At 61.7% G+C, this 11856-nt stretch carries 8 protein-coding genes and 2 pseudogenes; 5 read left to right on the plus strand and 5 right to left on the minus strand.

The genetic code is table 11. The features are described 5' to 3' along the window. Positions 1–153 precede the first annotated feature (153 nt). The 3 genes from msrB (at position 154) to M1B34_RS21685 (ending at position 1597) form a co-directional block, all read left to right on the plus strand. Positions 154–546, plus strand: a complete 393-nt coding sequence (gene msrB, locus M1B34_RS21675; protein WP_123328225.1) for a peptide-methionine (R)-S-oxide reductase MsrB — start codon at positions 154–156, stop codon at positions 544–546. Between the two features lie 104 nt (positions 547–650). Next, positions 651–1136, plus strand: a complete 486-nt coding sequence (locus M1B34_RS21680; protein WP_123328224.1) for a glutathione peroxidase — start codon at positions 651–653, stop codon at positions 1134–1136. Next, on the plus strand, positions 1133–1597 hold the full coding sequence (locus M1B34_RS21685; RefSeq protein WP_268266185.1) for a MarR family winged helix-turn-helix transcriptional regulator: 465 nt from the start codon (positions 1133–1135) through the stop codon (positions 1595–1597). The genes M1B34_RS21680 and M1B34_RS21685 overlap by 4 nt, the downstream gene beginning before the upstream one ends. Here M1B34_RS21685 and M1B34_RS21690 read toward each other — a convergent pair. After that, positions 1578–3898, minus strand: a pseudogene (locus tag M1B34_RS21690) (hybrid sensor histidine kinase/response regulator). The gene M1B34_RS21685 and the pseudogene M1B34_RS21690 overlap by 20 nt on opposite strands. Before the next feature lie 166 nt (positions 3899–4064). Here M1B34_RS21690 and M1B34_RS21695 point away from each other — a divergent pair. Both M1B34_RS21695 and M1B34_RS21700 read left to right on the plus strand, forming a co-directional pair. Beyond that, positions 4065–4955: an ATP-binding protein gene (locus tag M1B34_RS21695; protein WP_268261585.1), complete on the plus strand. Its 891-nt coding sequence runs from the start codon at positions 4065–4067 to the stop codon at positions 4953–4955. Beyond that, the gene (locus M1B34_RS21700; protein ID WP_268261584.1) at positions 4952–5434 is read left to right on the plus strand and encodes a GAF domain-containing protein; all 483 of its coding nucleotides are present in this window, start codon (positions 4952–4954) and stop codon (positions 5432–5434) included. The genes M1B34_RS21695 and M1B34_RS21700 overlap by 4 nt, the downstream gene beginning before the upstream one ends. Before the next feature lie 7 nt (positions 5435–5441). Here M1B34_RS21700 and M1B34_RS21705 read toward each other — a convergent pair. The 4 genes and pseudogenes from M1B34_RS21705 to M1B34_RS21720 all read right to left on the minus strand — a co-directional run. Beyond that, positions 5442–8389, minus strand: a pseudogene (locus M1B34_RS21705) (HD domain-containing phosphohydrolase). Between the two features lie 332 nt (positions 8390–8721). Beyond that, positions 8722–9348, minus strand: coding sequence for a response regulator transcription factor (locus M1B34_RS21710; protein WP_268266186.1), 627 nt, complete (start codon positions 9346–9348; stop codon positions 8722–8724). A 294-nt stretch (positions 9349–9642) separates the two neighbouring features. Next, on the minus strand, positions 9643–10974 hold the full coding sequence (locus tag M1B34_RS21715) for a deoxyguanosinetriphosphate triphosphohydrolase (RefSeq protein WP_268266187.1): 1332 nt from the start codon (positions 10972–10974) through the stop codon (positions 9643–9645). A gap of 247 nt (positions 10975–11221) precedes the next feature. Beyond that, positions 11222–11856 (minus strand): EAL-associated domain-containing protein (locus M1B34_RS21720; protein ID WP_268266188.1); only part of this gene is annotated, 635 nt, incomplete at its 5' end.

Below are 11856 nucleotides of genomic sequence, written 5' to 3' on the forward strand. Positions count from 1 at the left end.
CACAGGCCTGTAGCCGACGTTGGCTGCGGCAAAATCCGTTTGAATGCACGTAACGTGACTGCCAGACTGGCGTCTAACGAGGCGCAATCATACGTGCCGCCTGATCCGTGGAAAAGATACAGATCGGGCTTTTTCAGTTGCAGAGGACGGACCATGGAAAAGCTGGAAAAAACCCTGGAAGAATGGCGGGCCATGCTCGATCCAGAGCAGTACAACGTCTGCCGGTTGAAAGGCACCGAGCGGCCTTTTTCGGGCAAGTACAACGGCACCAAGACCGACGGTGTCTATCATTGCATCTGCTGCAATGAACCCCTGTTCGATTCCCGCGCCAAGTTCGATTCCGGTTGCGGCTGGCCGAGCTTTTACGAGCCGATCGGCGCCAGCGCCATGGTCGAGATCCGTGACATCAGCCACGGCATGATCCGTACCGAAGTGGTTTGCGCCAAGTGCGATGCGCACCTGGGGCATGTGTTCCCGGATGGCCCACCGCCGACCGGCCTGCGGTATTGCATCAATTCGGTGTGCCTGGACCTGGTGCCGCGTTAGCCGAGGCAAGCGATTTTTCGAAATCGCTTTTCCGATAATTAAATTGCACGCAATTTAATTGATCGCTATTTTGTTTGCCTTGAATCCCTCCCGGAGTCCACGACATGACTGACACGCTGCTGAACATCCCGTGCACCACCATCAAGGGCGAACAAAAGACCCTGGCCGATTTCGCCGGCAAGGCGGTGCTGGTGGTCAATACCGCGAGCAAGTGCGGCTTTACCCCGCAGTACAAGGGGCTTGAGCAGCTGTGGCAGACCTACAAGGACCAGGGCCTGGTGGTGCTGGGCTTTCCCTGCAACCAGTTCGGCAAGCAGGAGCCGGGCAATGAAGGGGCGATCTCGGAGTTCTGCGAGCTCAACTACGGCGTCAGCTTCCCGCTGTTCAAGAAGATCGACGTCAACGGTTCCGACGCCCATCCCCTGTTCGTCCAGTTGAAGAAACGCGCCCCCGGCGTGCTGGGCTCCCAAGGCATCAAGTGGAACTTCACCAAGTTCCTGATTGGCAAGGACGGCCAGTTGGTCAAGCGTTTTGCCCCTGCCACCAAACCCCAGGACCTGAGCCGCGAGATTGAAGCCCTGCTCAAATGAATGACCTGTCCGATGATTCGCTGAAGCTTGATCGCCAGCTGTGCTTCAAGCTCTATGCGGCTTCGCGCGCGGTGGTCCGCGGTTACAAGCCGATGCTCGACCAGTTGGGCCTGACCTATCCCCAGTACCTGGTCATGTTGGTGCTGTGGGAGTGGCAGGCGACGCCGCCGGAGTATCCGACCGTGAAGGCCCTGGGCGAGCGCTTGTCCCTGGACTCGGGCACCCTCACGCCCTTGCTCAAGCGCCTGCAACAGTTGCAGTGGGTGCAGCGCCAGCGGGCTGCGCACGATGAGCGCGAGGTGCACCTGAGCCTGACGCCGGCCGGCCTGGCCCTGTGCGACAAGGTGCCGGCACTCAAGGCTGCGCTGTTGTGCGACAGCGGAGTCGATCTCAATAGCCTGGACGAGTTGCGCAACGGCCTGGATCGGTTGTTGGACCAGGTCAAAGCTTTGTCGTCATAGGCACCCAGAGGTCCAACAGGGCGATCAACTCCTCACGGCGGAACGGTTTGGCCAGGTAGTCGCTCATGCCGGCGGCCCGGCAGCGCTCGCGCTCTTCGGGCATGGCGTTGGCGGTCAGGGCGATGATCGGCAAATCCGGCCAGCGCCCGCTGTGGCGGATCTGCCGGCTGGCCTCATAACCGTCCATGACCGGCATGTTGCAGTCCATCAGCACCAAGTCGAAGCGCGCCTGCTCGAGCTGGTTCAGTGCTTCGGCGCCGTGCACGGCCACCGTGACCTCGCAGCCGAGCTTGCTCAGCATGCCTTTGGCCACCAGTTGATTGACCGGGTTGTCCTCCACCAGCAGGATCCGCCCGCGGCTGACGCTGGTGCGCAGTTCCAGCAAGGTTTCGTCGAGGGTGATGGTTTCTGCCCGCAGGGCGCGGCGCAGGGTTTGGTACAGCGCGTTGCGCGCCAGCGGTCGGGCTTGTTGTTGCAGCGGCGCCAGGGCGTTGGCTTCTTCGCTGGGCAGAAAGCTGCCATAGGCGGTGACCAGCAGAATCGGCGCGGTCAGGCCCGGGCGCAGGCCGAACAGGCACTCCGGGCAGTCGGTGATCAGCAGGTCGCGCTCAACCCACTCCGTGAGTCCTGAATGTCGCGCCGCCGATACTCCAGGCCCCAGGCGGGCAGCAGGGTGCCGAGCAGTTCGGCCAGGCCGCTGCCGGACTCGGTGATGGCGATCACGGTGCCCGACAGGGGCGGTACCGGGAGGGCCGGGGTGTGGCAGGGCAGTGGCAGTTCGGCGCAGAACTGGCTGCCAAAGCCCACTTCCGAGCTGATGCTCAGGCGCCCGTGCATGGCTTCGCAGAGGTTGTTGGTGAGGGCCAGGCCCAGGCCCGTGCCGCCGTACTGACGGGTGATCCCGGTTCCTGCCTGGGTGTAGGGCTGGAAAATTTTCACCTGGGCTTCCAGGGCAATGCCGATGCCGGTGTCGCAGATCTCGATGCGCACGCCCTGTTCCTGGGTGGTCAGGCGCACATCCACCCGGCCAAAACGGGTGAACTTGAGGGCATTGGACAGCAGGTTGCTGACGATTTGGCGAACCCGCGTAGGGTCCCCCAGGACCAGTGCCGGAAAGTCCGGCGCGATCAGGCAGGCCAACTCCACGCTGGCGGCGGCGTTCTGTGACAGCAGGTTGGCGGTGTCTTCGACCAGGGCTGCGAGGTCGAACGGGATGCTCTCCAGTTCCAGTTGCCCGGCGTCGAATTTGGACATGTCGAGAATATCGTTGAGCAACTCCACCAGCACCTTGCCCGAGTCATGGGCGATGGACAGCTGCTGGCGCTGCTCCGGGTTCAGCGAACTGTCCAGTGACAGGGCGATCATGCCCAGCAGGCCGTTGAGCGGGGTACGGATCTCATGGCTCATGTTGGCCAGGAACGCTGCGCGGGCCTGGGCCATGTCCAGGGCGGTGCGCCGGGCGATGTCCAGTTCTTCGTTGGACTGGCTGAGGCGGATGTTGCTGGCCTTGAGTTCGGTGGTACGGGCCGAGACGATATTTTCCAGTTGCTCAAGGTAGTCGGTCAGGCGGTTTTCCGCGTTGCGCCGTTGCTGGATCTCGGTGGACATGGTGTCGAACTGCTGGTTGGCGACCTTGACCAGCACCCCCACTTCGTCGTTCTCATGCCCCGGCGGGCAGTCCAGCCGAGCTTGTTCTGCGCTGCGCGGGTCGCGGCTGCTGAGTTCGCGGATGACCCCGACCAGCGGTTTGGTCAGCATCACGTAGAACAGCGCCAAGAGAATCCCGGTGAGGATCAGGCTGCGGGCGAAGCCGTTGATCAAGGTTACCTCGGCCCGACGCAGGAAGCGGCTGCCAAAGGCGTAGGTATCGACGTCCAGGAGCAAGATGCCCAGGGATTCTTCCGGTAGATGGCTGAGAAACAGGCGGTCTTCGAACTGGCGGCTGGCGCCGAACAGAGAGTCGCTGATGGTTCGGTAGCCGCTGCGTTGTGCCGGGCGTTCGACGTTGGCCAGCACGGTATCGTTGTTGTCGATCAATTGGGCCCGGATGATCGCCGGTGAGCTCAGCAGGCCAAGGGTCAGTTCCTGGGCCAGTTCGGCATCGATGTTGTAGGCGATGCGTGACGCCGGGTTGTGGCTGATTTCCAGCAGCGAGTTGATTTCCCGATTGATGGAGGCGTCTTCGCTGGCATAATCGATGCCGATTTGCAGCAGGCTGAGCGCCGTTCCGAGAATGAAACCGACCAGCACAGTGAGCCTGGCTTGTTTGTAAGACAGGCGGTTGGTGAATTTGATGTCCATGGGGTGCTGAGTCACGTCCCTTTCCTTTCGCTGCGCAAGCATAGCTGATCATCAGTGTTTGCCAGCGGGGTCTGGCGTTGGAACTGTCGCGTAATGTTCCGCCGTTCAGGTTGGCCTTTGCTCGGTGTGCTGCATCATTAACTGTGAACGTGCCTGAGGAAAAGTCGTGGATTCTCGATTGAATGCATTTCTTGAGCGTGCCGATGCCGTATTGGCCCGTATCGAACCCCTGTTACCCGCACCACGACACACCATCGACTGGACTCAATGCCTGGCGGCCCGCTGGCAACGTGAAGGCCGCAGTGGTTTTCTCCTGCCCCTCGAAGTCAGCCTCGACATGCGCCTGTCGGACCTGATCGGGGTCGACACCCAGCGCGAGCAACTGGCCCGCAACACCCGCCAGTTTCTCGATGGCATGCCGGCCAACCATGCGCTGCTCTGGGGCTCCCGGGGCACCGGCAAATCTTCCCTGGTGCGTGCGCTGCTGGCCGAACACGCCAAGGGCGGGTTGCGCCTGATCGAGATCGAGCGCGATCACCTGGCGGACTTGCCGCGGGTGGTGGAGCAGTTGCAGAAGCTGCCCCAGCGTTTTGTGCTGTTCTGCGATGACTTGTCCTTTGAGGCCGGTGAGGGGGATTACCGGGTGCTCAAGAGTGTCCTCGATGGTTCCCTGGAACAGGCACCGGACAATGTGCTGCTGTACGCCACCTCCAACCGTCGGCATCTGGTGCCGGAAAAAGAGAGCGACAACGAAAACTGGAAACGCGTCGACGGCGAACTGCACCCCAGCGAAGCCGTGGAAGACAAGATTGCCCTGTCGGACCGTTTCGGCCTGTGGTTGTCGTTCTATCCATTCACCCAAGAGCATTTCCTCAATGTGGTCGAGCACTGGATCGGCGAGCTGGCCGGCAAGGCCGGGCTTGAGTGGCAGCGCGACGAGGCGCTGGACATCCTGGCGGTGCGCTGGGCGACGGGGCGGGGTAACCGCAATGGCCGTTGTGCCTATCAATTTGCCCGCTATTGGGTGGGACTGAAGCTGTTGGAGCAAAAGGCATGATCGATCTGCAAAACGCTGGCAAGGGCCTGGAAGGTTATGGGCTCCTGTGTGCACAGCTGGAATCACTGCTGGCCGATGAGCGGGACTTCATCGCCAACGCCGCGCAATTCTCGGCTTTTTTGTTCAACCAACTGGACGACCTGAACTGGGCGGGTTTCTACCTCAATCGGGATGAAGAGTTGCTGCTGGGGCCGTTCCAGGGCCAGGTGGCCTGCGTGCGCATTGCCTTTGGTCGCGGTGTTTGCGGTGCGGCGGCAGCCACGCGGCAAACCCAGCGTGTGGAGGATGTGCATGCATTCGCCGGGCATATCGCCTGTGACAGTGCGTCCAACAGCGAGCTGGTGGTGCCGCTGATCAAGGACGACCGGCTGATCGGCGTGCTCGACCTGGACAGCCCTAAGCTGGCCCGCTTCAGCCTGGAAGACCAAGCCGGCATCGAGCGCCTGGCAGCGATTTTCCTGGCGCTGACCGACTGCTGATCGGCCTTCACGCCTGCAGGCCGGCCTTGGCCAGCAGGCCTTCGATGTCCACGGTGTCGATTTGCTGTGGGGCCAGGAAGCGTTCGGCGTACTGCTGGTAGATCCGCTGGCGGATGAATAGCTCGAACAGCTCGGGGTCGATGTGCGCATCGCGGCACATCATCGCCATGATCATCAGGGCCTCGCTCAAGGTCTTGCCCTTCTTGTAGGGGCGGTCCGCCGCCGTCAGGGCTTCGAAGATGTCGGCAATCGCCATCATCCGTGCGGGCAGGCTCATCTGGTCGCGTTTCAATTGTTTGGGGTAGCCGCTGCCGTCCATTTTTTCGTGGTGGCCGCCGGCAATCTCGGCGACGTTGGCCAGATGACTGGGGAACGGCAGGCGATTGAGCATCATGATGGTCTGCACGATGTGGTGGTTGATCACATAGCGCTCCTCGGTGGTGAGGGTGCCACGGCTGATGCTCAGGTTGTACAGCTCGCCGCGGTTGTACTTGTACGGTGGCGCGTCGAGCTTGAAGCCCCAGGGGTTGTCCGCGCTCAACAGTTCCGCCGGGTTGCGCTCGAACAGGTGTTCAGGTTTGTCGGCCAGCAGCCGTTCGGTCACGGGCAGTTCGGGGGCCGGTGAGCGCTCCTGGCGGCGGTTTTCTTCCCAGGCTACGCCGAGACGGTCGTCCAGGGTGCGGCTCCAGGTGTACTCGGCGATGCTGCCCAGGCGTTGCAGATCGGCCGCGGCCATGGCTTCACCGCCCAGGTTGCAGCGGGCGACAAAGGCAAAGTCCTCATCCAGTTGCTGCAGGCGGGCATCGCGCTTGGTGGCCTGGACGGTTTCTTCCTGGCCTTCGGCGCGAGCCTGCCAATAATCGATCCAGGCATCGCGCTTGAGCACTTCGAAGCGGGTACGGATTTCGTGGATGCGATCGTTCAGGGTTTCCAGCTTGGTGGCTTTATCCACCACGTACTCGGGGGTGGTGACCTTGCCGCAATCGTGCAGCCAGGCCGCGATGTGCAGGGCTTCCCATTCATCGTCGCTGGGCTGGTAAGCGCGGAAGGCCGGGTCCTGACTGTCGGCGGCGGCCTGGGCCAGCATCAGAGTCAGGGCCGGCACCCGCTGGCAATGGCCACCGGTGTAAGGGCTCTTGGCATCGATGGCGCCTGCCAGCAATTGGATAAAGGCGTCCAGCAGGTGCTTCTGCTTGTTTTGCAGGCGCTGGCTTTCGATGCTCAGCGCCGCGGCGCCGGAGATCGCCTGGATAAAGGCGATGCGGTCCGGGCGGAGCTTTTCCAGGTCCGACTCATCGCCACTGTCGACCAGCAACAGCACCAGCACACCGACGGTTTCGTTGTGCCGGTTGCGCAAACGGATACCCACCAGGTGCGCCCTCGGGCAGCTCAGGGCCAGCAGGATGCTTTGCAGGTCCTGCGCCTGGTCGAACCCCAGGGTGGCTACCACGTTGTCGTGGCTGCCCAGTCGTTGCAGCCAGGCCGGCGCCTGGGCGGCGTCCGGGTCCTGGGTACGAATATCGAAGCTGGCCAGCGCCTGGTGCTGGCCATCGATGATCAGCCCGTGGGGTTCCAGGTGCTGTCCGTTGTTCTCGCGGAGGTAAATCAGCCCGGCTTCGGCCTGGGCGATTTTCACGGTTTCGGAGAGCACCCGCTGCAACAGCGGGTCAAAGCGGGTTTCGGCCGAAAGGCTGGCGGTGATTTCGAAAAAGCTCGCCAGCGTCTCTTTCATCCGGCCCATGGACACACTCAACTGATCCACCTCCAGCACCGGTGAACGGCGGCCGGCCGGGTAGTTGAAGTCGAAGCTGCGAATCGCGTCGGCTTCCTGCACCAGGTTGCGCAGCGGCCGTACCAGAATGCGCGAGATCAGCCAGCCCAGGGGCAGGCACAGCAACAGGGTGGTCAAGGTGATCAGGGCGCCTTGCCAGCGCAAGCGATACGCATCCACCAGCAACTCGTCCTCAGGCACCAGCAGCGCCAACTGCAAGCCGCCGGGGCCGCCTTCGTCGACATGGCTGCTGGCAACGATCCAGGTACGCTGCCGGGTCTGCAAATGGCCGTCGGTGGCCTGGCCTTTAAGCAGGGCGTCCAGGGCCGGATTCAGGCTGCTGGCCTTGGCCAGGCGCGCGCTCTGTTCCTCGACGATCAGCTTGCTGCTGTCGGGGTAGGCCACGGCGTTGCCTTCTGCATCCACCAGGGCGATTTCGGTGGCGGGTGTGACCTTGTGCTTGGTCAGGGTTTCGGAAAGTTGCTCCAGGGTCAGGTCGGCCCCGATCACCGCCATCGTGCCGCTACGTCGGGCCAGGGTGGTGCCGACGTTGTGGGTGGAAAAGAACACATAGGGTTTGGTGGTGATTTGCGTGTCGTCGCTGCGGGCATGGACAAACCAGTCACGATTACGCGGGTCGTAGCGTTCGTCGGGGTGTTCCAGGCGGCTGATCAGCGTCAGTTGCCGGCTATAGAACAGCGACTGGGACTGGACCCGCCCGCTGCTGGCATTGCGCTCGATGCTCCAGACTTCGTAGGCGGCATCGTCGGGCGCCGGCGTTTTTCCCTGAGGGCGGCATTGCGCAAGGGCCGGACCATGAAGAAGTCGCCATTGGCGTACCCCAGGTACAGCGATGCCAGGCGTGTATTGTCGGTCAGCGACTGGCTGAAGAGCGGCAGCAGGCCTAGGCGTTGTTCCAGGCTGGGTGCCTGGCTCGCCGGGGCCAGGGCCAGCAGGTCGAGCAGGTGGCGGATGGGCTCATAGGTGGACTTCAGGTCGTTCTGTACGTCCTGCTCGATGCGCTGGAAGAGCTTTTCGCTGCTGGAGAGGATGATCCGCGTGGTTTGCTGGTAGTTGAAGATGCCCAGTACTACGCCGGTCAGCAGCAGGAGGAAGGTGAACATCGCACTGATGTGAACATGGAGAGGCAAGCGGCGTTTTTCAGGCTGTGGCGTGCTTTGCATTCCAGCGCTCTCCAAGGGGCATGATGCGTGGCTCAACGGTCTAGCGTAGTTACAGCGGGAGCACTGCACCCTCGCACACCGGCGGGGCGAGCTTGACGACAGCAGGCCTCTAGGGCCTGGCGAACGCGGGCCTTGGAGAAAACTTCGAAATAGTGGCTTTTTGATAGTTTTCTGGCAAGGGGCAGATGCTCGGGTCGTTGTTTTTAGGGGCCGACCAAGTGTTGGCGGGGCGACCAAGGCGGTGTTTTCAGCCTGTGTTCAAAGGGCGCTACAGAACCGTGATCAGAGGTTTCCGTGTGGTTCATGCGGCAATGCTTTATTGACGCTCTGTTTCACACCAGTGCATTACGTTTTGCCATATCAATCATTTCGCTCATGGTTGAAATGTTGAGTTTCTGCATGATTTTCTTCTTGTAAGTGCTGACGGTCTTATTGCTGAGAAACAGGCTGCTGGCAATGTCCTTATTGCTGCAACCTTGTGCGAAAAGTTGCAGGGCAATGAGTTCCCGATTATTCAGGCTTCTGAACAACAATAACTCCAGGTTGGAACCGTCTTCCGAGCGCAGGGGGCTGAGGGCCTGGCTGGGGAAGTAGTTGTAACCGGAGCTTACGGCCTTGATGGCGCCGACCAATTCACCCAGGTCCTGTTCCTTGCTGACATACCCGCTGGCGCCGGCCTGCATGCAGCGCCCGGCGAACAGGGCGGCCGATTGTGCCGTCAGCACCAGGGTTCTGGGCGCCGGGCTCAGGCTATTGAGGCGGTCCAGCAGTTCCAGCCCATCGACCTTGGGAATGCCGATGTCGAGGATGATCAGGTCCGGCAGGCATTCGCGAACGATTTGCAGGGCATCGATCCCGTTATCGGTTTCGCCGACGATTTTATAACCCTCGTGCTCCAGCAAAATACGGATGGAAAGACGAACGAAAGGATGGTCATCAATGATAAAAACCGAACGCATACCCAAACTCGCAATAGTTGAAATAAGGCCTGAACAGTAGCCCAGTCATTGGGGTGGATATACGTGTCCCACGCCGTATTAGTGCAATCTAAGACGGGTCCTACAGCTAATAAGGGAAGGGATTACAGTGCTTCGGGAATAGAAGGCGCTACATGTATTTAAATGTGAATAAACAACCAGGTTTATCGAGTATTAAGAGGCGTGGGTTGCCGAATTTTTTCTTGAATGCTGTTCGAGGGGGGAAGAAGCATGAGGTGCGCCGCCCCAGGCTTGGGGCGGCGTCGCAAGGGCGGGTTATTGGGGACTTGAGCGGCCGGTCATTTCCCGGGCCATTTCGCTGGCGTAGCTGTCGGTCATCCCGGCAATGAAGTCGATCACCCGCAGGAACGAGGTGTGCAACGGCCAACCGGGGTTGGGTGCGTTGTTGCCCAGCAGGTCGAGAATCCGTCGATTTTTGAACGACGGGGTGCGACCGCCATGCTGCTCCAGTGCGGCGCCGCAGAACGAATTAAGCAGGATCTCCAGGGTGGTGTAAGCGCCGATCTCGTGCAGGGTTTTGCGCTTGTCCTGGAAGATTTTCTTGCGGGCCAGGTCCTTGGCGTTGAGCACGCAGCGTTTGGCGGGACCGTGCATGTGCTCCACCAGGTCGCCGGACAGGGTGCCCGCCAGCAGGGCATCCTGTTGCTCGACAAAGGCTCGGGCTGCCGCGTTGGTCAGGTGCTCGATGGCCTTGCCCCGCAGGATTGCCAATTTGCGCCGCCGCGAATCCCCCGGGCCCAGTTGGCGGTAGGTTTCCGGCAAGTCATCGCCCACCAGGCCCAGCAGCAGCGACTCGACTTCGGCGTACTCCAGCAGGTCCATCTCCAGGCCGTCTTCGAGGTCGATCAGGCCATAGCAGATATCGTCCGCCGCCTCCATCAGGTACACCAGCGGGTGGCGGGCCCAGCGTTGCTCCTCAAGCTGCGGCAGGCCGAGCTTGTGGGCGATCTGTTCCAGCAGCGGCAATTCGCTCTGGTAGCAACCGAACTTGTGCTTTTTGTAGCCCAGGGAGTCGGCGTGGCGCGCGGTCCAGGGGTATTTCAGGTAAGTGCCGAGGGTGGCGTAGGTCAGCCGCGTACCGCCGTCGAACTGGTGGTATTCGAGCTGGGTCAGGACCCGAAAGCCCTGGGCGTTGCCTTCAAAGTTGAGGAAGTCATTGCGCTCGGCTTCGCTCATCGCGTCCAACCAGCCCCGTCCGGCAGCCTGCTGGAACCAGTGGCGGATGGCGTCCTCGCCGGAGTGGCCAAAGGGCGGGTTGCCGATGTCGTGGGCCAGGCAGGCTGACTGCACCACCATCCCCAAGTCGCTGGGCTCGCACCAGCTTGGCAGGGCGCTGCGCAGGGTTTCGCCGACGCGCATGCCCAGGGAACGACCGACACAACTGACCTCCAGGGAATGGGTCAGGCGGGTGTGGATATGGTCGTTGCTGGAAACCGGGTGCACCTGGGTCTTGCGCCCCAGGCGGCGAAAGGCGCCGGAGAAGATGATGCGGTCGTGGTCCTTGTGGAAAGGGCTGCGGCCCAGCTCTTCAGGGCTGTGCACAGGCTTTCCAAGGCGTTCGCGGTTGAGCAGGGTTTGCCAATCCAAGGCGGGGTCTCTCCGAAAAAGACTGAAGGGCAGAGCTTCCGGGTTCCCGGGCTTGGCCGCAAGAGGCGCATAGCCTGTACTTGTGTACCCACCTGGCCGTCGCTTTCGCTGGCGAGCCAGCTCCTACACGGAAATGGCATGGCCTGCGCCCCCCTGTAGGGGCCGGTGCGCCGGCGAAAGGGCCCGTTGGTCGCACATTCATCAGGTCGCTGCGTTCGCCGGCAAGCCGGCTTGCAACCGATCGGGATTACAGGCCGGCCGCGTCGATATCGATCAGCAGCAGGCGCTGGCCGTTGTCGAAAAACTGCCCGGCGGTCAGGCAATACTGGTTGCTGGTGGCGTCACGGTAGGTGTTGGACAGGGTCAGGCGGCGCTCGTCCCAGCCTTCGGCCAGCAGGTGATAGAAGTACGGGCGCCACGACCAGTTATGGCCGACGTAGCTGTTGTCCGCCACCCAGCCCTGATTGCGCCATTCCAGGTTGGGGGTCAATTGGGTGCCATGCCGGTCGCATTGGTAGAAGCGCAGCAGCCAGGGGAAGGCATCCAGTTGCGGCAGTTGGCTGATCGGCGCCTGAGCCTGGGCCCAGGCTTGCAGCAGGGCCATCAGTTCCGCCAGTTGCCGGCGCATGTCCATCAGGCGAGTGCGTTCCATGAGCTTTTGTTGCACGTAGCGCTCACGCAGTCGGGCAAAGGGTTGGACAAAGGCATCGGTGGCAAAGAAGTCGATTTCGGCCCGGGCGAACAGAAAACCCTGCACGTAGCGCGAGCCGCATTCGAGGGCGAAATTCAGCTCGGCTTCGGTTTCCACCCCTTCGGCAATGATCCAGCAGCCGGTTTTCTCGGCCATCTGTGCCAGGGCTTTGACCACGTCGCTGCTCGGGC

The organism is Pseudomonas morbosilactucae (genome assembly GCF_023241715.1).
In the GTDB taxonomy this organism is placed as follows: domain Bacteria; phylum Pseudomonadota; class Gammaproteobacteria; order Pseudomonadales; family Pseudomonadaceae; genus Aquipseudomonas; species Aquipseudomonas morbosilactucae.

Coding starts and splice junctions, on each gene's coding strand:
- msrB (WP_123328225.1), top strand. CDS start 154: ATGGAAAAGCTGGAAAAAACCCTGGAAGAATGGCGGGCCATGCTCGAT.
- M1B34_RS21685 (WP_268266185.1), top strand. CDS start 1,133: ATGAATGACCTGTCCGATGATTCGCTGAAGCTTGATCGCCAGCTGTGC.
- M1B34_RS21700 (WP_268261584.1), top strand. CDS start 4,952: ATGATCGATCTGCAAAACGCTGGCAAGGGCCTGGAAGGTTATGGGCTC.
- M1B34_RS21710 (WP_268266186.1), bottom strand. CDS start 9,348: ATGCGTTCGGTTTTTATCATTGATGACCATCCTTTCGTTCGTCTTTCC.
- M1B34_RS21680 (WP_123328224.1), top strand. CDS start 651: ATGACTGACACGCTGCTGAACATCCCGTGCACCACCATCAAGGGCGAA.